A 23,191-nucleotide genomic window follows, 5' to 3' on the forward strand; every position below is an offset into this window, starting at 1 on the left:
CGTTAGATCTCCGCTCTCAGGTCGACGTAGCGTATCCGATCCCCGATCTGCACTTCCAAGGAATCGGCCAACGCACGTTCCAAAACCACCCCATCCTCTCGTTTCCATAGCAAACCGCCAGCAGCGCAAAACGTGGTCTCCACCGTTGTGGCGATACACTTCCGAAACGCCCCTAGTTCCGTAGGCGTCTCTTGAATCTCTACGATCACGCCGACACGGCTATCACGGATCGCGCGAATCTCTGCTCGTTTGCACTGCAAGATCGGCCCCGCTTCAAAGATGTCGACCAGATCGCGCAGACGCAATCCTTCACTTTCTAACAAGCGGCGAGCAGGAGCGGTAAGTTCATGAACGGCTCCGATCGACGCTTGAGCTTCCGGCGGAAGCAGCGCCACATAAATCGGGTGTCGCGGCATCAACTTTTCAATGAACTCTTTGTTGTACAGACTCAGCATATCGGCATTGGGAAAATCAATCCCAAAGAAGTGATGCCCAAGCGCTTCCCAAAAAGGGCTGTTACCTTGCTCGTCGATCACTCCCCGCATCTCGGCGATCACTTCCGACTCAAACAGATCCGGATAATTCGCCATGAAGAGAAACCGGCAGAGGGAAAGCACGCGTCCCACTCCCCCGCCCCGATAATCGCTCCGCAGAAACAGACTGCCGATCTCGGTCGGCCCATCATGTTCTCTCAACAGATAGAGGACCTGATGCTCGTAGTACAACTGCAGCGTTTCCGACTTGTGAATGTCGGTTTTCATTTGATAGGCGTAAAACGGCTTGAATCCCCCCACCTTCGGCACGATTCCGCAGGTGCCAACGATTTGTGCTGTCTGTTTCTCCTCCATCACAAACAAAAAAAGTTCGTGCTGCGCCGAGTCATCTTCCATCTGAGAAAATGAACGGACGCTTTGCCGCACGCGCTTTTCCATCAGCGCCGGATCACGGGGAAGCGTGGTCAGGCCGGTCGCGGTAAGCTGAGCCAATTCGTTCAACTGCGTCAGATCTTCGATCTGCACCGGGCGAACGACCAGTTGCGCTGCTTGGCTCATACGGAACTCCCCTATTGCTCATGATGAAGTCGCAGCAGCGTTTGCTCCAGAATATCGCAAACCGCATCGATCTCGTCATCCGTGACCGCCAACAGCGGCGGCAGAAAGCGAATCCGCGTCGGTTCGGCGCCGGCCGCAAATGCGATCACCCCGGCCGAAAAGAGTTCAAACAGCACCTTCTTCGCCATCGCGCTCGATCCATCCAAAGCGGTGAAGGCGACCATCCCGCCGACGCCCCAAGGCCCGCTGATGACAGTCGGGTGTTGTTGCTGCAGTTTTTCAAAACGATCGCAAAACCGCTGATGAACCTGGGCGTTGCGCCCGTTGACTCCATAGAATCCGCCGGTCTCCAGTTGAGTGAGAACAAACCGTGCGGCCAACAGCGCGCTGGTCGACGCAGTGAAGGTTTGGCTCAATAGCCCCGGCTTGGGATTCATCCCATCGCCAAACAGGGTGGCGCATACCTGCGTCATTTTGCCGACGGTCACGATATCGGCGTATTTGTCCAACTCCAGCATCTGAAAAGCGAAGGGAGACAGCGTGCGACCGAATGTTTGAATTTCATCAAAATAGATCGGTACGCTCGCTTGACGCAGTTCCCGGCAGAGAACCTCAAAGAATTCGCGAGGCGCCGTACGATAGCCCCCTTCTCCTTGCACCATCTCCATCATGAAACCGCAATGCGCATGGGGATAGCGCGCCAGATGCGACCTGAGCGCCGTTAGCGCCGCTTGTTGACTCTCTTCTTTTCGGTCAGGATCGTAGAACGGCACAAAGTCGACAGGAACCGTCGCCGGAAGTCCGGCGCGATACTGCGGGCGATCGGTCACTTGAGAAAGGACCAGCGATCTGCCTGCAAACGCGTGATCGAACGCCAAAATTCGATTGGAGCCGACGCGATATTGAAACAAGATCTTCAGTGCGTTCTCATTCGCCATCGCGCCGCTAGACGTCAAAAAGCAATGGTCGATCGCGGCGCCTTGCCGATTGGCGAGCGTCACCAGTTGGCGACAAACTTCCAGCGACTCGCTGTTTTGCTGCAAGTTTCCCTGCATCACCGTATCTTCCAGCGCGGCGTCAATCAGAATGTCAAGCAGTTGCGGATGGCTGTGACCGCAGACATGAACGCCGATTCCCGAAATCATATCGTACTTGACGCTGCCATCGGCCAGTTCAACCAGACTGCCGCGGCCGATTCCACTGCCGAGAAATGGATAATAGAGTGCGTTGCCGCGCAGAACAGCGAACTCCTCGAGCGTTGCGGCAAAATTCTCTTGCAACCCTGCGTACGCGTCGCGGCGAGAAAGGTGTCCGGCATGATCGGCCAGCGCCTCGCGGAGCAACATCTTGGCCTGGGCGACTCGCGGGTCCGCTCGCAAAATCTCCGCATTCAACTTCGGCTGATCCATACCTTTATCTCCGTTGCGCTATCTACTTTTCAATTATACGCCATCGCTGAGAAAAGAAGTGGGATTGTCGGCGGCCGAAGTTCGCTTATTTCCCGGCGCGACTCTTGGTAATTAGCAAACTTGCCGATAATTTCGCGCGCTCAACCAAGCTATCGCGCCACATGAATTCCGCCGTCGAATGAATATTCCCGCCGCGAACTCCCAGCGTGTCGACATTGGGCACGCCGAGCGCCGTCAAGCGATTCCCGTCGCAAACGCCGCCGGAAGTTTCCCACTGCAAGTCGAGCCCCAACAGCTGTCCGCAGTCACGAATCTGCGCAAGCAGCGCTTCGTGCCGCGAGTCGAGCAATTTCGGAGGCGCCGAGAATCGGCCATGCAGCGTCAGCGAGATCCCCTCCGGCGCGCGCGCTGCGATCGATTCAATCGCCGCTGTGATCTCCCTTTCCAAGTCAGGCGCCGGATAGCGAATGTTGAAGCGAACGACCGCCGTATCAGGCACCACGTTGTACGGAGCGCCTCCGTCAATTCGCGCCACGTTGATCGTCACTCCGGACCAACGTCCATTGAGATCATGCAGATCCGCAACCGCAGCCGCGGCGGCGACTACCGCGTTTCGCCCCAGCGCGAACTCGCGCCCGGCATGAGCCGATTTGCCTCGCGCGACGATCGAAAAATTTCCAGAGCCGCCGCGCTGTCCAACCAAATTGCCATTGGGCAAGCTTGGTTCATAGAGCAGCCCGAAGTCGGCGCCGACTGCGTACTTGGCGAATACGTCAGCCGAGGCGGGAGAACCGATCTCTTCGTCGGTATTCAAGATCACCCGCCACCCCAACTGCCGATCACCGGTCTCGGCGACGTAACGTTCCAGCGCATGGAGTGCATAAAACAGTACGACCAAACCTCCCTTGGCGTCGGCGACGCCGGGTCCTGCAATCTGCGCAGGGGAACCGTGGACTGTCTGAAAGGGAGAATCGGCGGGATAGACCGTATCCAGATGAATCGCCAAAACCGCCTGCTGCGGCGCTTCACGGCGACGCGTCATCACCAGCGCGTCTCCTAGCGGCATTTCAACCGACTCGCCGCGCGAGTTCACTTCGACGTGACTCGCCAGGGGAACGCGGCGAATATCATCCGCGAGCGGTTCAAATTGCCGGACGACGTTTTCCGTAAGTCGTTTTACGCCAGCGAGATGATAAGTCCCAGAGTTGATCGAAGCCCAGTCGATAAGCAACTCTTCCATCGAGGTCTGCTGCGATTCAATCCATCGGAGTACCGCATCCATTCTTCGTTTTCCTGTGCATTGCTCACCCTGATTTTAAGTATAGCATGCAGAAAAAAGGACCTTTTAATACAAAACTGCTGCATGTCCTGGACGTTTGGCCAATTGAATAAAATTCTTGACGCGACTCCTCCCAACGGACTATAAACAAACTTCTCACCATCCCCGCTTCCCGCCTCGAATCCCACGATTCTTCATGCCGCGACTGTCGTCTCAGTTCGTTCTTGCGCTGATGCTGTGGGGCTTTATTTTTGCCCGCAGTTCGCCAGCAGAAACTCCATCGCATCGTCCCTTCTCGGATGCGATTGGGCCCTATGTCCAACAGAACTGCATCCGCTGTCATGGCCCCGATCTGCAGGAAGGGGATTTTCGCATCGATACGCTTTCTACCGATGTCGGAGGTGGCCCTTCGGTTAATCGCTGGCGGGAAGTGATCGAAAAGATCAACAACGGCGAAATGCCCCCAGAGGACGAACCCGATCTGCCGTCGGCTGAACGGAACGCCGAAATCGTCGAATGGCTCGCGACTCGTATCGAAGAAGGGAAAGCGGCTCGGCTCGCGAAAAAAGAACCGGTCTCGTTCCATCGACTGACGCGGGATGAGTACGCCAATACCGTCGCAGATCTGTTGGGCGTTCGCTTTGGCGTCGCCGATCCCAGCGGGCTGAACGAAGACGCCCAATGGCACGGCTTCGAGCGAATCGGCTCGGTCCTCTCGTTATCGGCGTCGCATATCGAAAAATACTATAGCGCCGCCGAGCGCATCCTGGACGAAGCGTATCCGACGCGCCCAATCGAATCGAAGGTCGTTCGCAAGCGTGCTCTCGATTTGCGCGGCGGACCATCCGGCCGCCAAATCAAAGAGTTGGAAGAACAGGGCCTGGCCGACAAAGTTCGTGTCGATATGTGGCCTGGCCATGAGATCCGCGGGGGTCGTCCTGGCCCCGATAGCGCCATGCTGAAGAACGGCGGAATCTTCAAAGTCCGCATCCAGGTTAGCGGGCTAAAACCGGTAGGAGGTCGCGCTCCGCACCTAACGTTTTATGCAGACAAGATTGATCGCTTGCTGTTTGAGCAAGACATTCTAGCACCGGAAGCGGAGCCGACGATTGTCGAGTTCACCGTCGAGCTGCCGGCTGGCGGGCATTCGTTCCAATTGACGAACGACGTGCCGGGTCCGTCGAACTTGCCTCGTTCCGGACGAAGTGGACAGCGCCCTTTCTTCAGCCTTCAAGATGGACGCATTCCCTGGCAGATCAAACTGACCGACGAAGCAGGAATCCCCCTGTATCCGTTTCTAATCGTTGACTGGATCGAATGGGAAGGCCCCCTGCAACCTAGCGATGTGACCGAGAAACGGGCCCGCTATATGCCTGCCGAGAACGGCGATATGAATCAGGCTCGCGATTGCCTGGCTCGACTGTGTGAAGCGGCGTTCCGCCGACCAGTTGAAACCGATGAGGTCGACCAATACTTCCAAATCGTCGAAAGTGAAATCGCTGCTGGATCCGACTTTCGTCAGGCGATGAAGACCGGCATGTTGGCGATACTTTGTTCGAAAAATTTCCTATTTGTGGTCGAAGGAGACCTCAAGCATCCGCAGGCGAAGCTAAATGACTTTGAACTAGCGACGCGGCTCTCGTATCTGCTGTGGAGCACCATGCCGGATGACGAACTGTTCGCACTAGCGCGTGACGGAAAGTTGCATGAGCCCGATGTTCTCAAGCAGCAAGTCGATCGCATGTTGGCGGACGAGCGAGCCGAAAAGTTCTGCCATGACTTTCCTCACCAATGGCTGCAGATGCATAAACTCGGGATGTTTCCGCCGAATAAAGAAATGTATCCCGACTACGACCCGCACTTGGAACGTAGCATGAGCGGCGAGACGTTCGCCTTCTTTCAAGAAGTGCTGGAAAAGAATTTGAGTCTCCGCGAATTCATTGATTCGGATTGGACGATGGTGAATCCTCGTCTGGCGATCCACTATGGGATCGATGGAATCGAGCAAGACCAGTTCCAGCGCGTTGCGCTTGCTTCGGATGATCCACGGGGAGGACTGCTAACTCAGGCGGCGGTGCTATCCCTCACCTCAGACGGAACGCGACATCGCCCGGTTCACCGCGGCGTCTGGGTCTTGCAATCGGTCTTTGGCAAAACGCCTCCACCGCCGCCGGCCAACGTCGACGCGATCGAACCGAATCCGGTCGATTCTCCCAAAGCGACGATACGAATGAAGCTGGAAGCGCACAAACATGATCCCAACTGCGCCGCGTGTCATCGCAAAATCGATCCACTGGGCTTCGCGTTTGACAATTTTGACGCGATCGGTCGCTGGCGAGACGAAGAAATCGTGGCGCAAGGAGTCGGCGCCAATCCGCCGGTCGACCCGAGCGGCGTGTTGCCGGATGGTCGCAAGTTCGCCACGCCGCACGAATTTAAACAGTTGCTGCTGGCCGATATCGATTCGTTCAACCAGACGTTTATCGAAAAACTGGCGACCTATTCCCTCCGTCGTACGATGACCGTCGACGACCGAGAGGATTTAGCAGCGATCGCAAAACGTAGCAAGGATGCCGATTACCGCGTGCGTGATCTGGTGGAAGCGCTGGTACTTTCCGACCTGTTTCAGAAACGGTGACCGATGAGTCATTTCAATTTCAATCGGTGGAGAATCAACCGACGTCACGCACTACGCGGGCTGGGCGCTACGCTGGCCTTGCCGCTGCTCAACTGCATGGACCCCGGCAAGCAAGCCGCCGCCCAAGAAAAAGAGAAAGCCGAAGCAGCGGCCGACAAACCCAAGCGAGCTGTCTTTGTTTACATCCCCAACGGCGTCAACACGCTCACCTGGCAGATCGAGAAGGCGGGCGCTGACTACGAATTAAGCGCTCCGCTGCAATCGCTGGAAGAGCATCGCCAACAAATTACGCCGATCAGCGGTCTGCACCATCCTAACGGGCTTGGTCAGGCGCACGAGTGTGACAAAATTTGGCTGACCGCGGCCAAGATCAGTCAAGAAGGGGGCGCGTTTCGCAATAGCATCTCGGCCGACCAGCTGATGGCCGAAGTCACGTCGCGGCATACGCGGTTCTCGTCCTTGGAACTCGCGATCACCGGCGGTTCGCTCGCCTGGTCGCGCGATGGGATACCATTGCCGTCAGAACGCCGTCCCAAACAGATCTTTGATCGCCTGTTCGGCGTCGAGCCAGGCGGCGCCGAAGCCGCCAAACGCAATCTCAATCGGCGCGGCAGCGTCTTAGACACGCTGCTAGAAGACGCTGATAGTTTCCGCAAACAGATCGGCGCCGAAGACCGCAACAAGTTGGACGAGTATCTGCACGCCGTTCGCGATGTGGAAAAACGCACCCAGCGCAGCTATGAATGGCTCGACATTCCGAAACCGTCGGTCGCCGCCGAAACCAAGACGAAACTGACGCGCAACATTCCGCAAACCGACGCCGGCGACTACTACCGCACCATCTACGACTTGATGGTGCTGGCGCTGCGGACCGACATGACGCGCGTGATCACCTGCATGAGCGGAAGCGAAAGCAACGGCCTGGCGATCCCCGAAATCGGCGTCATGCAGACGCGTCATGAACTCTCACATCATAACGGCGATCCCGAACAACTTCGCCGTCTGACTCAGACCGACACGTTTCTGGCAGAGCAGTTGTCTTACTTTCTCCGCCAATTGAAATCGTACCAGGAAGATGATGGTGAGTCCCTCTTGGATCGAACCATGGTCTTGTTCGGCAGCGGCATGGCGTACGGCCACAGTCACGGCAACGCCAACTTGCCAATGGTCTTGGCCGGCGGTTCTGCGTTGGGTTTGAAACATGGCCAGCACGTCGACTTCAATCTGCCGAAAATAGAAACCTACAATTTGGAGGACGCCAGATCACACTACGGAGTCTGCTCGCGTCCTGTCGACAGCGATGCGCATCTCAGCAATCTGTTGCTGACCATGGTTCAAAAGATGGACGTTCCGGTCGATTCCTTCGGCGATAGCAACGGCGTAATGTCGGAAATTTTAGGATAACTAGCGTGCAAAATTTACTCTGTCTGGCGCTGCTGCTTCCTGGCCTCGGTTTTGTTGGCCAGCTTTCCGCCGAAGAGCCGTTTCGAACCGATGAAAACGGCGACGAGAAACTTGCCTGGTATCAAGTCGAGCCGCACAAGTTTCCCCCAGCCGGATCGGCCCACTATTTCACCGGCGAACTGATTGAGATGGATCATGTCCATCGTGCCGGCATGCTGCGAGTCTCGCGCACCGACAAGCAGCGCCGCCACAACTGGGATACGCCGATCAGCTTTCGCATGCTGCCGTACGGATCTCTGAAATATCATGGAGCGCCGGCCGCACTCCGCGATATTCCGATCGGCACGCATCTGCATGGTTGGTTTTACGTGAAAGACAAGGATGAAGAGATTCCCAAGGTCTACTTCAACCGCCAGAGCATCGAAAACGATTTTTCGCAGGCATACCGTCTGGTCGACGATTTCAGCTACTACGACGAGCAGAAACGACTATTTCAAGTCGAGTCCGTTGACCTGATGACGATGACGATGAAGTTGACGCTGCGCGGCGTCGAAACCGAATCGGGCAAACTGGATGACGCGACGATCGAAATTGATCTGACGCCGGCGACACGCGTCTTTCAAGGCAAGCAATTCGGCACGCTGAAAGACATCAAGGCCGGTCAAAGAGTATTGTTCAATCTCACCTGGGCGACGCTGTACGGCGTTGGTCGCTGCACCGACCTTTGGCTAGATGACGAGAGCCGCGCGTTGGCTCGCCAGCAACAGTTAGAACAACATCGCTTGCATCTGAAGTACCGCGGCGTACCGGGTTGGATCGATGAAGTCGACAATCAAAAGCGGATTGTCACCGTCACCCTGTTTGGCGGCGTGGATCCTCATCTTTTAGAAGAATTCCGTCCCAATACTTCGGTCACCGGCGTCGTCGCCGAACCCACCCTTCAAAGCTATGACCAGGTCAACGACCGCAAAAGCGGCCCCTTACTAAATATCAAGGAGGTCCAGCAGGCGCCCGGCAGCAGCGGACGGCAAGTCAGCTTTCAGCCGCAACTTTTGCTCGAAGGGTATCGCCCTGGTCGCATCATCCGTCTCTTCCCCAGCGGTTGGCCTGTCATCACAATCCCGCAAGACGAAACCCTCTGGCCCGAGCGCGGCTAGCAACGCCCTCTTAAATCCTACAATCGCCCGAAACGGCACAAAAAAAGCCGGCTTGCGATCATACACAAGCCGGCTCCCAAGCGGAGGCGGAGGGATTCGAACCCCCAACGGTTGCCCGCGACGGTTTTCAAGACCGCTCCCTAACCATTCGGCTCGCCTCCTGATTTGTCCCGATTGCGACCCGGTGGTCGCTGGGGAAGGGATTTAATGTATCGATGGGGCGGAAGATTGTCAACGCAACCCTTCGCTCTGTAATAGGTTACAGCGGATGTCGGCTTGTTCGCCTAGACGCTAACTCTAGGACCCATTTTACGAATCGCGGTTCGCCGGCGCCAGAGACCGGTCATTGACGCAAATGCCGAGAATCGCTATCTTTATCCGTTTACTACGACATCAACTACCACAATATACAGTGTTTTAGGAGAATCACGTGCCGGTTATTAGCGAGCGTGGGAAAGAGCTGAAACGTCGTCGTCATCGTGCGAAATCGTACACGAAGTTTAAAGCGATTCTGGCGAAGAATCCGTCTGGCGAAATGAAGGCCCGCATCGCTGAGAAGCTGCGTCGCATGACTCCTTCGGCCGAACAGCTGATCAAAGAGTGGAAACTCATTGGTTAATACCGGCTTGCTTGGATTAGGTTCTTCCTAGTCGCGGCGGCTGACTGAATACAAAAAGAAGAGGCTTGGCGCAACCGCCAAGCCTCTTCTTTTTTTTGCGCCGCCGCCGTCCCATCCTACTCACTGGGCGAGACAGGCACGAACTTTTGAAACTGAAACGCTCCGTCGGCGTAGTCGATGGTCACTCCGTCCCCTTCGCCGATGTCTCCTTTCAAAATCGTGGTCGCCAGCGCGTTCTGCAACTGATTTTGAATCACGCGTTTCAAAGGACGCGCCCCAAAGGTTGGGTCGTACCCTTCCTCCGCCAGTTCGTCTTTGGCCGCCGGCGTGATGACCAGTTCGATTCCGTTCTCTAGCAGCTGCTTCGCCAGAAATCCAACTTGGATTTCGACGATGTGCCGCAACTGCTGTTTCGAGAGAGGTTTGAAGACAATCGTCTCGTCGACGCGATTCAAAAACTCCGGCAAAAAGTGAGTCCGCAAACTGGCCTGAGCCGCTTCGCGCACCTCTTCATCCGTTCCTCCCTCGGCGGCGATCTGCTGGATCGCCTGGCTGCCGATGTTGCTGGTCATCACGACAATCGTGTTGGTGAAGTCGACCGTATGACCGTGATTGTCGGTCAATCGTCCATCGTCCAACACTTGCAGCAAGATGTTGAAGACGTCGCGATGCGCCTTCTCGATCTCGTCGAGCAGAATCACGCTGTAAGGACGCCGGCGAACCGCTTCGGTCAGCTTGCCCCCTTCTTCGTAACCCACGTATCCAGGAGGAGCGCCGATCAAACGACTGACGGCGTGCCGCTCCATGTATTCGCTCATGTCAATGCGAACCATCGCGTGCTCGTCATCAAACAAGATCTCGGCGAGCGCCTTACAAAGCTCGGTCTTTCCCACGCCGGTCGGTCCCAGAAAAATAAACGAACCGATCGGTCGATTGGTCGCTTGCATTCCGCTGCGACTGCGTCGGACCGCATTGGCGACCGCTTCGACCGCTTCGTCCTGGCCGACGACCCGTTGATGGAGCCGTTCTTCCAGCACGAGCAGTTTGGCCCGTTCCGATTCGATCATCCGCGTGACCGGAATTCCGGTCCACTGGCTGACGACCTCGGCGATCTCTTCCTCGGTGACCTGCTCGCGCAGCAAGCGCCGCTCTGGTTTCTTTCCTTCTTTCGCGGCATCCGAGATATCGACTTCCGCATCCATCCGCGCCGTCAAAGCGTCCCGTTTCTTTTGCAACTCAAACAGTTGCTGGTAGTCCGACTCCGACACCGGGGCGCCGATGGCCTGCTTCTCTTGAATTGACGCATGCAATTGCGAAAACTGCAGCTCGAGCTGGGCCAACTCCTGTCGAACTTTGGTGACGTCTCCTAGCCCCAGCTTTTCGGTCTCCCATTGCTCGCGGAGCGAAGCCAACTGCCGACGCAGATCGGTCATTTCCGCTTGGATCTCGGCGCGCCGCTCGACGGCCGACTCTTCGGTTTCTTCCGCCAATTGCCGATCGGCCAATTCCAATTGCGTCAGCTGACGCTGCACCGCGTCGATTTCGCCAGGCACACTCTCCATTTCGATCGCCAGGCGGCTCGAAGCTTCGTCGACCAGGTCGATCGCTTTGTCCGGCAAGAAACGATCGGTGATGTAGCGATCCGAGAGCTTCGCCGCTGCGACGAGCGCCGAATCTTTGATTTTGATCCCGTGATGAGCTTCGTAGCGAGGCTTCAGCCCTCGCAAAATCGCGATCGTATCTTCGACCGACGGTTCGCCGACAAAGACCGGCTGAAACCGACGTTCGAGCGCGGCGTCCTTCTCGATGTATTGCCGAAATTCATCCAGCGTCGTCGCTCCGATACAACGGAGTTCGCCGCGGGCCAGCGCCGGTTTCAACAGGTTCGCCGCATCGGCGCCTCCTTCCGCTTTTCCGGCGCCAACCACCGTATGCAACTCGTCGATGAACAACACGACGTGGCCGTCGGAATCCTGCACTTCTTTCAAGACCGCTTTCAACCGCTCTTCAAACTCACCGCGAAATTTGGCGCCGGCGACCAGCGCGCCCATATCCAGTGCGACAATCCGCTTGTTCTTCAAACTTTGCGGAACGTCTCCCTGCACGATGCGCAGCGCTAGACCTTCGGCGATCGCCGTCTTTCCCACGCCGGGCTCCCCGATCAAGACCGGATTGTTTTTGGTGCGGCGCGAGAGAACCTGGATCGTGCGGCGAATCTCTTGATCGCGGCCGATCACCGGATCGAGCTTGCCTTGATTGGCCCGCTCAACTAGATCGATGCCGTACTTTTCTAACGCCTGAAACGTCGATTCTGGATTTTGATCGGTCACGCGCGAGTTACCGCGCACCGACTGCAGCGCGGCCAGCACTTCTTTGTCCGAGACGGCGTTCACCTTCAAGATTTCTTGCGCGGCGCTTTTGACGCGTGTCAGCGCCAGCATCAAATGCTCGGTCGAGACAAAGTCATCCTTCATCACGTCCGCTTCGCGCTGCGCCGCTTGCAACACCTGATCCAGGTCGGTCGAAAGCCCCGGCTGACCGGCGACTCCCGAGACCTTGGGCAAGCGGTCCAACTCCGAGTCAACCAACTCGGTGATCTGGCGACGGTTGGCGCCGATCTTGTCGAAAAGGGGTTTCACCACGCCATCCGCTTCGCGCAGTAAAGCGGCGAGCAGATGCAGCGGAGTCAACTGCGGATTGCTGGCGTCCATGCAAATCGTCTGCGCATTTTGGACCGCCTCTTGAGCTTTGAGCGTGAATTTATCGAATCGAATCGCCATCGTCCTCGCCTCCTATGGAAAAATCTGCGCACAGCGCCGCAGTTGTTTTTTACCTGAATTGCGGCCAAAAATCGCCGCAAAAAGAGAGTGCCCGAAAAACCAAAGAGCGGGCGTCGCGCCGGCGTCGAGAGAAAGCGAAGCCGGCTGCTTGCAAGCGAGAGCCGCTGGGGACGATTGTCCGTCCCCAGCGTTCTCGATAATCTCGCAGCTAGTCTTTCTTCACTTCAAACTCAGCGTCGATCGCATCGTCGTCGCCTGAGGCTTTCGCTGCTTCCGCTCCCGGGGCTTCCGCTCCGGCAGCTCCGCCAGCAGCAGCGGCGGCTCCTTCGTACAACACTTTGCTAACCGCGTGAGAAGCCGCTTCCAGTTCGCTAATCGCCGACTTGATCGCGTCGACGTCTTCGCCTTTGGCCGCTTCTCGGGTTTTCTCGATCGATTGCTCCAACGGCTGTTTGTCGCTGTCGGAAAGTTTTTCGCCGTTCTCTTTGATCAGCTTCTCTAGTTGGAAGCACATCGATTCGGCTTGGTTGCGCAGATCGGCCAGCTCACGCTTCCGCTTATCTTCGGAGGCGTGCTCTTCGGCGTCCTTTTGCATCCGCTGAATCTCGGCTTCCGACAAGCCGGAAGACTGCTCGATTTTGACGTGCTGTTCTTTGCCGGTGCCGACGTCTTTGGCCGATACGTTCAAGATGCCGTTTTGATCGAGATCAAACTTCACTTCAATTTGCGGCATGCCGCGCGGAGCAGGCGGGATTCCATCGAGGTTGAACTGACCGAGCAAGCGGTTGTCTTCCGCCATCGGACGTTCCCCTTGGAACACGCGAATCGTCACCGCCGATTGACTGTCTTCCGCCGTCGAGAAGGTTTGCTTCTTTTCGGTCGGAATCGTGGTGTTCCGTTCGACCAATTTGGTGAAGACGCCGTTCAGCGTTTCGATACCAAGCGAAAGCGGAGTCACGTCCAACAGCAGCACGTCTTTGCGATCGCCGGACAACACGCTGCCTTGAATTGCGGCGCCAGCGGCGACCACTTCATCAGGATTCACCCCTTTGTGCGGATCTTTGCCAAAGATCTTTTTGACCATCTCGGCGACTTTGGGGATGCGAGTCGAACCACCGACCAACACGACTTCGTCGATGTCGCTCGGCTTCAGATTCGCGTCGGCCAACGCCTTCTCGACCGGCACGCGGCAGCGCTGAATCAAGCTGTCGGTCAGTTCTTCAAACTTCGAGCGGCTGATCGACATCTGCAAGTGCTTCGGCCCCGACGCGTCGGCCGTGATAAACGGCAGATTGATGTCGGTCTGCGCTTGCGAGCTCAGCTCTTTCTTCGCTTTTTCGCACGCTTCCTGCAAACGCTGCAAAGCCATCGTGTCGTTGCGAAGATCGACGCCGTGTTCTTTTTTGAACTCGTCAGCGACATAGTGGATCAGCTCTTCGTCAAAGTCATCGCCCCCCAAGTGCGTATCGCCGTTGGTGCTGATGACTTCAAAAACGGTGCGTTCCCCTTCTTCTTCTCCTTCCGGAGGAGAAACTTCGAGGATCGAAATATCAAACGTACCGCCGCCGAGGTCGAAGACCGCGATCTTCTCGCTCTTCTGCTTCCCTAGTCCATAGGCAAGCGCCGCTGCAGTCGGCTCGTTGATGATCCGCGCAACTTCCAAACCGGCGATCTGACCAGCGTCTTTGGTCGCTTGCCGTTGGGCGTCATTGAAGTAAGCCGGCACGGTGATGACCGCCTTGTTGACCTTGTGCCCCAAGTACGACTCCGCCGCCGCTTTCAGTTTTTGTAAAACCTTGGCCGAGATCTCTTGCGGAGTATATTCGGCGTCGCCAATTTTTACTTTGACGTACTCATCGGCTCCGCCTACGACCTCGTAGGGGATCATCTTCTCTTCCGAGTCGACTTCGTTGTGACGACGACCCATGAAGCGCTTGATCGAGTAGACCGTCTTCTTGGGGTTGGTCACCGCCTGGCGACGAGCCGGTTCGCCGACCAGGACATCCCCCTTGTCGGTGAACGCCACGACGCTCGACGTGAGCCGGTTGCCTTCGGCGTTCGGAATGATTTTGACTTCGGAACCTTCCATAATGGCGACAACCGAGTTGGTCGTCCCCAGGTCAATTCCGATGATCGTTTCGCCTTGTGCCATAATTTAGATTCCTCCTCTTATGATTCGAGGTTCCCCTCGGTTTGCGTCTTGTTTTTCGGACGGACATGGTAGAAAGCAAGCGACATGCCAATGGGAAAAAATTCACGCACTGCGAACCTAAGTCGCTATTTCACCTTCACTTACCAACATACCTGCCATGCCGGTTTTTCCGGCTGATGCCAAATTGGCAGCAGAATTCCCTCGCGCGGCAGATGGGGGTTCGCGACGGGAGGCCGTCGATTACGATAGATGCGAACTCGTTTGACGATCGCCAGTTCGGGCGAATCGGCCCCGGCGGAGAACGGACGAAATGTCGAAGAAAAAGAGCGTGAAGCGCCCTACCCCCACTGCACTCAAACGTGAAGTGGACCAGCTTGATCGAGAACTGGCGGCCCTCATCCAGCAGCGCGCCGACCTGATCCTGGCGGCGACCGAACTGGAAGCGGCCGGAAATACCGTCGACGGTCTGATCGATGACGACCAGCGGATCGAATCGCTCGCCCAGAAAAGCCGCGGCGCGTTGCCGCCGCAGGAGATCCGGTCGATCTTTCGCGAGATCTTCAGCGGCTGCCGAACCGTCGCCGCCCGCTTGAAGGTCGCGTTTCTCGGCCCCGAGTACAGTTACAGCCATCAAGCGGCGATTGAACGGTTCGGGCAAAGCGCCGAGTTGGCGCCGGTCGCAACCATCGCCGCCGTCTTCGAGGAAGTTAGCCGCGGAACTTGCCAGTTTGGCCTGGTCCCGGTCGAAAACTCGAGCGATGGTCGGGTGACCGATACGCTCGACATGTTCGCCAAACAGCCGCTCAAAATCTGCGGCGAAGTCCAACTACGGATTCATCATTGCCTGCTCGCTAAATGCGATCGCTCGGCGATTCGCGAAGTCTACAGCAAGCCGCAAGCTCTCTCACAGTGCCGCAACTGGTTAGCGAAGCATCTGCCGCAGGCCCGAGTTTGTGAGATCACCAGCACCGCCGCCGCCGCGCAATTAGCGACCCAGCAAGCAGGGGTCGCCGCAATCGCCAGCCGCGCCGCTGGCGTCAACTATGGCCTGAACTTCGCCGCCGAGAATATCGAAGACAACCCGCGGAATGTAACCCGCTTCGCCGTCATCGGCAACGAGTCTGGCAAGAAGACCGGTGACGACAAAACGGCGATGATGTTCCAAACCGAACATAAGCCGGGCGCGTTGGCCGACGCGATGAACATCTTCAAACGCAACCGGCTCAATCTGACCTGGATCGAATCGTTTCCGGTCTCCGGCGGCGACCAGGAATATCTCTTCTTCGTTGAGATGGAAGGGCACGAGAGCGAGTTGAAAATCCGCCGGACCATCGCGGCGCTCGAAAAGAAAACGATCCGCTTCGAAGTACTCGGCTCGTTCCGCAAAATGACTCCAGTCGATTAGCGCACTGCTCGGCGCCTTTTTTGCTGCCCTTGGGGCGTAGATTTTTTCCTGTCTCGGTCAAGAGATTCGTTTCGTTGAGATTGCCGAATCTCTCTGATTCGCGCGGCGACTCCAACCTTGGAACTCGCAAGAAAAAAAATAAACGGGGAGAGCACGAGATCGCGTCTAGCGCCCTCTCCGTTTTTTTGTTGTCCCATCCGATGCGGTCGCGCGGCGTTCAACAGGATAGTCGCGCGATCATATCGCAAGGGAAAAAATTTCTTACCAATAGACGCCGATGCGCGGCGTCACAACGGCGCCGCCATACGGTCGACCGTAGTATCCACGGTTATAACGTGGACCGTAGCCATAGCCGCGGTATCCGCGATAGTAAGGCGCTCGGTATGCACGACGATAGACTCTGCGACCGCGCCAGGCGACGTCTTGAACCTCCTGCGTCGCTGCTGTCGGCGGCGCTAACGTCGACCCTGGATTGCTGAAGCTTGGCCCAGCGTAAGCGATGGTAAGTGCGACCGCGGCCACACTAAGAAACGCCCATCGTCCGATGGTCTGAAATTGCTTGCGAATTTGAGCGATACCCATTTTCTCGACTCCTTAGCTAGATGGGGGTACTTAAAAACCATGGTTAACTAAGTCGCAAAGTACATGCCAGGAATGAGCGTCCTACGGTCCCAACAGGAGCCGCTCCCCCCGATCTGCCGAAATCCGACGCGATCGCTGGCAGGGCTTAGTTGCAAGCTAAACAGGAACGCAGTAGCGAAAGATTATCGCTACAGGAAAGATAGACACTCCATCGATTTTGACATGGAGTGTCGCGAAAACAGTCTGCGGCGCGTATTGAGATTACCAATAAACGCGTGCATACGGCGTGATCACGGCGCCGCCACCATAAATGGGACGATAGAACGGACGCGTGTTATAGCCCGGACCGTAAATAGGACCATAACCGCGGTTGTAGCCATAGCCGCGATAAACCGGTCCGTAAGCCCGACGATAAACGCCGCCGCGCCAAGCGACCTCTTGCGTCTGCGATGCAGGCGCCGCCGCCGTCCCGGATCCGCTGATGCTTGGGCCCGCGTATGCGATGGTCAATGCGACCGTGGCGGCGCCCAGCACGATCCAGCGTCCCAACCGTTGGAACTGCGTTTGAAATTGAGCCGTATTCATTTTTCTCCTCCTGCTTGGGTTGGATCTATTTGAAATCGACACCGGAACTAACGCAAAGCACGTGCCAGCTGCTGGGCCCGATTGCCGCGTCATCCCTCATTCCATCCATGTCCAACGCTCCGCCGACTAGGAGCGGAGCGCGGAGCGATCACATCAAGCGTCTGTGCTTCTCATTACCAATAGACGCCGCCGTACGGAGACACAACAGCGCCGCCGTAAGGACTGCCGTAGTAGGCCGGACCATAAACCGGCGCATAGTAAGTGCGCAGCAACGGCGCTCGATAGACAGGAACCACCGGCACGACGGGCCGAACGACCGGACCATAGTAGGCGCGGCGATAGACTCTTCCGCGCCAAGCGACATCGGTCGACGCCGAATCCGACGAGAATCCACAGATGCTCGGCACTACAAACGCAACGGTCAGCGCGACGACGGAAACGCCGAGCACAACCCAGCGGCCGACCTTTTGAAACTGACTACGAAATTGAGTCGAGACCATGGTTTGTCATTCTTTCTTTGGATGTGTGACTAGGAAAACAGGGTAGACCAATCTGAATGCAGAGTTCATTAGGCCCCCAAAACGGACCAAGATGCAACACTCGCCCCCCATCGGACCTGCATCCAACCTTACTATTACAAAGGGCACGTTGCTAGCAACAAGCCAAATAAATGGGGTCAGGTCTGAATGGCACGAGCTTAACTCTAAGCCGCTGTTGCGTAACGATTTCGAGGCGTTTGCATTAGTTTATACGCTTTCGGCCGCCGTTTAAGTTCTCGTGGTTCATTCCGGTCAGGGCGAGCGCCGACTTCCAGTTGGCGGATCGTTTGCAAGAGGTTTTCCCACTGGGACTCTTGTTGCTTCGTGTTCCAGCGGAGTGCGGCGGCGAACTCTTCGATCGCTTGCATCGCTCCGGTAAAGCTGAGCCGCCACGGAGGCAGGCGAAATTTCAACGCCGTCGCCAGCATCGCGGCCCGCACCAGATTGTAGCCGATCATGTGGCAGTGAAGTTCCTTCACAACCATCGCCGGACTTTTGCAGCGGAGGTGGTCCATTTGCATTTGCGTTTTCAAGCTCCGGATATGCAACTCCGCTTGCCAGCGGCGACGATACAAATCGGCCAAGTCTTCCGCTCGATAAACGTCAGCCTGTAGCAGCGTCGTCGCCAACGTGATTTGACGCGTCCGAAATCCGCGCTGCGTGACTTGATATCGCAAGTGACGTACGAGAATCGACGACGGGTAGCTTTCATATTCCCGCTGCGTCATCCACGTCGGCCGCTGCGGCTTCGAATAGCTCACGACCTGATCGCAGTCCCCTTGGCGCAAGCCTCGGCGAAAGTCGATTTTGCGAAGATGGTGCGCGCGAGCCACGATATCGATCCCGCGCAGTTCCGATAAAGCGAGCAGCCAGAAGCTGGCGTAGTAACGATCGGCGAGCACGATTTCTCCCGAGTGAAACTGCGACAAGAGCGTTCGCAACAGTGACGTCTCGCCTGTCTCCTTGCCGGCGTAACGTCCCATCGCAAACATCGTCGCCGCGCCGGTCGCTAACGAAAAGAGATGCACGATCCGCGTCAAGGGGAAGCCGCAGCCAGGCTTCTGGCTTTTCATTTGCGGATAGGCGGTTTGATTCGCGCGGGTGTCAGCCATCGTGACGGTCGTGCCGTCGACGATGACCACTTCGCGTCCCTGGAACCGCCAATCGCCGACGCCAGCTTCATCGCACTTTCGCGCCGTCCAAGCGAGCAGTCGTTGAAACAATGCAATCGGCAAGCGGCGCCGCGCTTGGCAATAGGAAGTGGTGTCGCCGCTGCAGCGCGGCAGCCCCTGCGCCATTCGCCAGGCGTTGAGACGAGTGACGACTTGCTGACAACTATGATCGGCTGACAGCGTCTGCATGACGAACATCCACACGACGACCATCGGCGAATAGATGCGCTGCCGAAACGAGAAGCCGATCTCTTGACAGATCGCGGTGACAACGCCGTTGGGCAGCAGCAACTCGCTGACGAAGATCGAAACGTTACGGAACTTGCTTTGAACTTCCTGCGGCGAAGCGTTAAACTGATCAGACACGGCGGGGCCTCCTGAAACGGCGATTGTTACACCACCAATTCAGCGAAGCTCCGCCGTCTTTTCAAATCATCTCGCTAAGTTGCAGTGACGAGCACCTGCTGTCGCAAGATCTTGCGACAGCACCTTTCGACGGTTACCGCATCCTGGGGCGGAGGCTTTAAGCTCGTGCCATTCGGGTCAGGTCTCGTTTTTGTTGCCAAAAAGGGAGCTGTCTCCCTTTATTTGGCTCATTTCCGGGCCGGTCTCCCTCTCGACGGCGGGTTGCTCAGCGTGATATATTGATCGATTCGTTCTTGGCGGCCCGGCTGTCATTCACTCAATATTATTCGCTGCTCCCAGCCATCCAGAGGACCGCTCCCGTGAGACGACCTTTTATCGCCGGCAATTGGAAAATGAACTCCACCCGGGCGGAAGGGATCGCCCTGGTCGAAGGGATCGCCAAAGGCCTCGCGGCTGATTGCTCGGTCGAAGTCGCGGTTTGCCCGCCAGCTTTGTACCTAGACGCAATCGTCGCTGCCGTCGGCGACAGCCCGATCGGCGTTGGCGCACAAAACATCTACTTTGCGGCCTCTGGCGCGTTTACCGGCGAAATTTCGGCCGCAATGCTCAAAGACGTCGGTTGCCAGTACGTGATCCTCGGTCATAGCGAACGTCGCCATGTCTTTGGCGAATCAAGCTCACTCATTAACAAGAAGGTCCACGCAGCCCTGGCGGCCGGATTGGTTCCGATTGTTTGTGTCGGTGAACTGTTGGAAGAACGAGAAACCGGCAAAACTGCCGATGTGGTCGCTGAACAGTTCTATGGCTCGCTCGCCGGCGTATCGGCTGAGCAAATGGAAACCGTCGTGCTGGCCTATGAGCCGGTTTGGGCGATCGGCACCGGCAAAGTCGCGACGCCCGAGCAAGCCGAAGCAGTCCACGCCGATCTTCGCAAGGTGATCCAGGCCCGATACAATTCGGCCGTCGCCGAAAAAGTCCGCATTCAGTACGGCGGCAGCGTGAAGCCCGACAATGCGTCCGAGTTGCTCTCGCAGCCGAACATCGACGGTGCTTTGGTCGGCGGAGCCGCGTTGAAGGCAGACAGTTTCCTGGGAATCATCGCGGGCGCCAAGTAACGCAACCTAACGCCCGAATTCGCAACTACTCACGGATCGATCGATGCAATACTTATTCGGAATTGTGCTGAGCCTCCTCTCGCTCTTCCTGATCCTGCTGGTTCTCGTTCAGCGCGGACGGGGCGGCGGTTTGACCGGAGCCTTGGGCGGAGCTGGCGGCGGCAGCGCGTTCGGCGCGAAAGCAGGCGACACGTTCACCCGGGTCACGTCTGTCGTGACTCTGGTCTGGATCTTGCTCTGTAGCGTCGCCCTGGCGATGCTGCAAACCTCCGGCGACTCGAAACTGCAAAAGGGGGGAGCTGTCCCGCCGATCACCGGCGCCGTGGGCGCTCCGGCGACCGAAGGCGAAACTCCCGCCGCGACGCGTTTCAATCCAGACGACGCCGCAGCGCCGGCGGCGACCACGCCGGATCTGGATCAACCGGCGACGGAAGCTCCGAAAACGGAAACTCCCGCCGCACCAGCCGCCGAAGCGCCGAAGTCGGAAGCCCCGGCGGCGGAAGCTCCGAAGTCGGAAGAAAAGCCAGCCGCCGAGTAGGCTGGCTCTCCCCTGTTTCGGCCGTCGAACTTCACCGACGGTCTTGCCGTCCCGGTTTGAAAGCGTCCCGCTCGTGCTGCTAAGTATGACAGGCTTTGGCGAATCGCATGCCCAGCTCAACGGCTTGGCGGTGACCGTGGAAGTTCGCGCGGTGAACAACCGATATTTCAAACTGAACATCCGCGGCGCCGAGGGTTACGCTTGCTTTGAACCGCAAATCGAAGCGATCGTTCGCAAGCACGCGAAGCGCGGAACCATTAACGTCAACTACCGCGTACATCGTCAAGCCAGTGCCGACGACTATCGTTTGAACGCCGCGGTGCTGAAAAGTTATCTGCAACAGCTGCGTGGAGTTAGCTCGGACTTGGGCTTGGCCGAGACGCCCCACTGGGACAGCTTGCTTCAATTGCCTGGCGTGATCGAAGAACGCAATTCCGAGGCGATTGACGTAGACGCCGATTGGCCGTTGCTAGAGAAAGTATTGAACGAAGCGCTCACGCGCTTCACGCAAATGCGTGGCGAAGAAGGCCGCGCGACAAGCATCGACCTGGCGAACAATTGCCAGGAGATCGCCGTGCAGTTGGCTGAGGTCGAGAAATTGGCTCCGCAGGTAGTCGAGAACTATCGGACTCGCATCACCGAGCGGTTGAACAAGCTGCTGGAAGATTTTGACGTGACGGCCGACCCGGCCTCCGTCATTCGCGAAGTGGGAGTATTCGCCGACCGAACCGATATCTCGGAAGAAGTCGTGCGTCTGAAAAGCCACCTCGATCAATATGCGACGATCATGGAAAAAGAGGATTCGGCCGGGCGCAAGCTAGAATTTCTGACGCAAGAGATGTTTCGTGAGACCAACACGATCGGCTCGAAGGCGAACGATTCAGAGATCGCACGCCGCGTCGTCGAAATGAAAACTTGCATCGAACGGATCCGCGAGCAGATACAGAACGTCGAATGAGTTTCGTTACGGCTAACACGACTTTACCGCGACGACACGATATGCCTTCTTCTCGAACCGGCAAATTGGTGATCCTTTCAGGCCCGTCGGGGTCTGGAAAGACGACCGTTGTGCGGAAACTGCTCGCCTTGGCCGAGCCGAGTTTGAAGCTGAGCGTTTCGGCGACGACGCGACCGCCGCGTGCCGGCGAAGTTGACGGCAAAGACTATCACTTCCTGTCGACCGACGAATTTCAACGTCGCCAAGCGGCGGGAGAGTTCCTGGAAACGTTTGAAGTATTCGGCAACGGTTACTGGTACGGCACGCTGCGAAGCGAAGTCGAGAACCGCCTGTCGGAAGGGATTTCGGTCTTGTTAGAGATTGATGTCGACGGAGCGATGGAAATCGTGAAGCAGTATCCTGCTGCGGTGACCATCTTCCTGAGTCCCGGATCGCACGCAGAACTGGAACGTCGGCTCCGCGGACGCGGGACCGAACCGGAAGCGACGATTCAACGTCGCCTGGCCGCCGCCAAACGTGAGCTGGCCGCGATGAACCAATACAAGTATCAGATTGTGAACGACGCCGGCGCCGTGAACGAGACCGTTCAAAGACTGGCGGACGTGATTCAAAACGATTCGGGAGACGATGCGCTATGATGGAAGAACTGAAAGAAGAATACATCATCAACAAGGTCGGCGGTCGCTTTAAGCTTTCGACCCTGATCCAAAAACGACTTGTCGCGCTCAACGCCGGCAGCCGTCCGTTGGTGACCATCGCCAGCGAGAACAAGATGGAAATCGTTCTCGAAGAGATCAAACAGGACAAGATTCATCTCGATATGTCGAACGAAGTTCGCATCACCGGCGAAGGCGAAGGCGGACAATTCTTTGACGACTTCGGCGGCGATCTATGAGTCGACGTCGCGTCGCGATCGGAGTTACCGGAGGCGTCGCCGCCTACAAAACGGCGATGCTGGTCAGCCGCCTTGTGCAGTCAGACATTGACGTAACAACCGTACTGACCGCGGCGGCTTCCAAGTTCATCGGCGCGGCGACCTTCGCCGCGCTGACAGGCAAGCCGCCTGCCAGCGACGCATTTGATCCTCATTATCCGCTTGGCGCACATATCGAAATCGCCAAGTCAGTCGATCTGCTCTGCATTGCGCCCGCTTCGGCCGACTTCCTGTCCAAAACCGCTCATGGCGCGGCCGATGACTTGCTCAGCACGATCTATCTCGCGTTCACCGGCCCGGTGCTGATGGCGCCGGCCATGAATCGGGAAATGTGGGCCAAGCCCTCCGTACAGCGCAACGTGCGGCAATTGGTCGACGACGGCGTCGAGATGATCGGCCCCGGCTCTGGCTGGCTCAGTTGCCGCGATCAAGGCGCCGGTCGCATGTCCGAACCCGACGAAATTTTGGCCGCTATTCAAACTCGTCTGGCGCCCCTTTCCTGAGAGG

The 23,191-nt window shown here is 57.2% G+C and carries 20 protein-coding genes and 1 tRNA gene; 11 read left to right on the plus strand and 10 right to left on the minus strand.

All coding sequences use genetic code 11. The features are described from left to right. Positions 1-2 precede the first annotated feature (2 nt). From M4951_RS17220 to M4951_RS17230, 3 genes are all read right to left on the minus strand, one after another. A complete protein-coding gene (locus M4951_RS17220; protein WP_262022882.1) occupies positions 3-1,052 on the minus strand; it encodes an arginine N-succinyltransferase in 1,050 nt (349 codons plus the stop codon). A gap of 11 nt (positions 1,053-1,063) precedes the next feature. Then, the gene (locus M4951_RS17225; RefSeq protein WP_262022883.1) at positions 1,064-2,461 is read right to left on the minus strand and encodes an aminotransferase class III-fold pyridoxal phosphate-dependent enzyme; all 1,398 of its coding nucleotides are present in this window, start codon (positions 2,459-2,461) and stop codon (positions 1,064-1,066) included. An 85-nt stretch (positions 2,462-2,546) separates the two neighbouring features. After that, entirely contained in the window at positions 2,547-3,743 is a 1,197-nt protein-coding gene (locus tag M4951_RS17230; protein ID WP_262022884.1) for a hydrolase, read from the minus strand. A gap of 193 nt (positions 3,744-3,936) precedes the next feature. Between M4951_RS17230 and M4951_RS17235 the strand changes: the two genes are divergently transcribed. The 3 genes from M4951_RS17235 to M4951_RS17245 are packed head-to-tail and all read left to right on the plus strand — an operon-like array spanning position 3,937 to position 8,939. Next, entirely contained in the window at positions 3,937-6,378 is a 2,442-nt protein-coding gene (locus M4951_RS17235; protein WP_262022885.1) for a DUF1592 domain-containing protein, read from the plus strand. Positions 6,379-6,381: 3 nt separating this feature from the next. Continuing rightward, positions 6,382-7,782 (plus strand): DUF1552 domain-containing protein, encoded by a 1,401-nt coding sequence (locus M4951_RS17240; RefSeq protein WP_262022886.1) that lies wholly within the window; start codon positions 6,382-6,384, stop codon positions 7,780-7,782. 5 nt (positions 7,783-7,787) lie between these two features. Continuing rightward, on the plus strand, positions 7,788-8,939 hold the full coding sequence (locus M4951_RS17245; RefSeq protein WP_262022887.1) for a hypothetical protein: 1,152 nt from the start codon (positions 7,788-7,790) through the stop codon (positions 8,937-8,939). 81 nt (positions 8,940-9,020) lie between these two features. Here M4951_RS17245 and M4951_RS17250 read toward each other — a convergent pair. Beyond that, positions 9,021-9,100, minus strand: a tRNA-Ser gene (locus M4951_RS17250). A gap of 269 nt (positions 9,101-9,369) precedes the next feature. Here M4951_RS17250 and M4951_RS17255 point away from each other — a divergent pair. Continuing rightward, positions 9,370-9,558: a DUF6800 family protein gene (locus tag M4951_RS17255; RefSeq protein ID WP_002654503.1), complete on the plus strand. Its 189-nt coding sequence runs from the start codon at positions 9,370-9,372 to the stop codon at positions 9,556-9,558. Positions 9,559-9,674: 116 nt separating this feature from the next. On the opposite strand, the gene clpB is transcribed toward M4951_RS17255, so the two are convergent. Both clpB and dnaK read right to left on the minus strand, forming a co-directional pair. Beyond that, on the minus strand, positions 9,675-12,338 hold the full coding sequence (gene clpB / locus M4951_RS17260; protein WP_262022888.1) for an ATP-dependent chaperone ClpB: 2,664 nt from the start codon (positions 12,336-12,338) through the stop codon (positions 9,675-9,677). Between the two features lie 208 nt (positions 12,339-12,546). Beyond that, entirely contained in the window at positions 12,547-14,490 is a 1,944-nt protein-coding gene (dnaK, locus tag M4951_RS17265; protein ID WP_262022889.1) for a molecular chaperone DnaK, read from the minus strand. Positions 14,491-14,800: 310 nt separating this feature from the next. On the opposite strand from dnaK, the gene pheA reads away from it, so the two are divergent. Then, positions 14,801-15,895: a prephenate dehydratase gene (gene pheA / locus M4951_RS17270; protein WP_262022890.1), complete on the plus strand. Its 1,095-nt coding sequence runs from the start codon at positions 14,801-14,803 to the stop codon at positions 15,893-15,895. Positions 15,896-16,156: 261 nt separating this feature from the next. Here the strand turns inward: pheA and M4951_RS17275 are convergent, their stop codons facing one another. From M4951_RS17275 to M4951_RS17290, 4 genes are all read right to left on the minus strand, one after another. Beyond that, complete coding sequence (locus M4951_RS17275; protein WP_262022891.1) at positions 16,157-16,477, minus strand: hypothetical protein; 321 nt, start codon at positions 16,475-16,477, stop codon at positions 16,157-16,159. A gap of 261 nt (positions 16,478-16,738) precedes the next feature. After that, positions 16,739-17,062, minus strand: coding sequence for a hypothetical protein (locus M4951_RS17280; protein ID WP_262022892.1), 324 nt, complete (start codon positions 17,060-17,062; stop codon positions 16,739-16,741). 173 nt (positions 17,063-17,235) lie between these two features. Next, positions 17,236-17,562, minus strand: a complete 327-nt coding sequence (locus M4951_RS17285) for a hypothetical protein (RefSeq protein ID WP_262022893.1) — start codon at positions 17,560-17,562, stop codon at positions 17,236-17,238. Positions 17,563-17,765: 203 nt separating this feature from the next. Continuing rightward, complete coding sequence (locus M4951_RS17290) at positions 17,766-19,139, minus strand: IS4 family transposase (RefSeq protein WP_262022734.1); 1,374 nt, start codon at positions 19,137-19,139, stop codon at positions 17,766-17,768. Positions 19,140-19,498: 359 nt separating this feature from the next. Between M4951_RS17290 and tpiA the strand changes: the two genes are divergently transcribed. The 6 genes from tpiA to M4951_RS17320 all read left to right on the plus strand — a co-directional run bounded on the left by tpiA (position 19,499) and on the right by M4951_RS17320 (position 23,187). Next, a complete protein-coding gene (gene tpiA, locus M4951_RS17295; protein WP_262022894.1) occupies positions 19,499-20,254 on the plus strand; it encodes a triose-phosphate isomerase in 756 nt (251 codons plus the stop codon). A 43-nt stretch (positions 20,255-20,297) separates the two neighbouring features. Continuing rightward, the gene (secG, locus tag M4951_RS17300) at positions 20,298-20,792 is read left to right on the plus strand and encodes a preprotein translocase subunit SecG (RefSeq protein ID WP_262022895.1); all 495 of its coding nucleotides are present in this window, start codon (positions 20,298-20,300) and stop codon (positions 20,790-20,792) included. Positions 20,793-20,865: 73 nt separating this feature from the next. Next, positions 20,866-21,750, plus strand: a complete 885-nt coding sequence (locus M4951_RS17305) for a YicC/YloC family endoribonuclease (protein WP_262022896.1) — start codon at positions 20,866-20,868, stop codon at positions 21,748-21,750. Between the two features lie 41 nt (positions 21,751-21,791). Further along, positions 21,792-22,388 carry a guanylate kinase gene (gene gmk, locus M4951_RS17310; protein ID WP_262022897.1) on the plus strand — a complete coding sequence of 199 codons (597 nt, stop codon included), beginning with the start codon at positions 21,792-21,794 and terminating at the stop codon, positions 22,386-22,388. Then, the gene (locus M4951_RS17315; RefSeq protein WP_040352892.1) at positions 22,385-22,645 is read left to right on the plus strand and encodes a DNA-directed RNA polymerase subunit omega; all 261 of its coding nucleotides are present in this window, start codon (positions 22,385-22,387) and stop codon (positions 22,643-22,645) included. Before gmk ends, M4951_RS17315 begins: the two co-directional genes overlap by 4 nt. Further along, positions 22,642-23,187: a flavoprotein gene (locus tag M4951_RS17320; protein WP_262022898.1), complete on the plus strand. Its 546-nt coding sequence runs from the start codon at positions 22,642-22,644 to the stop codon at positions 23,185-23,187. The genes M4951_RS17315 and M4951_RS17320 overlap by 4 nt, the downstream gene beginning before the upstream one ends. Positions 23,188-23,191 lie beyond the last annotated feature (4 nt).

Origin of the sequence: Blastopirellula sp. J2-11 (assembly GCF_024584705.1) — a bacterium.
Lineage (GTDB): Bacteria > Planctomycetota > Planctomycetia > Pirellulales > Pirellulaceae > Blastopirellula.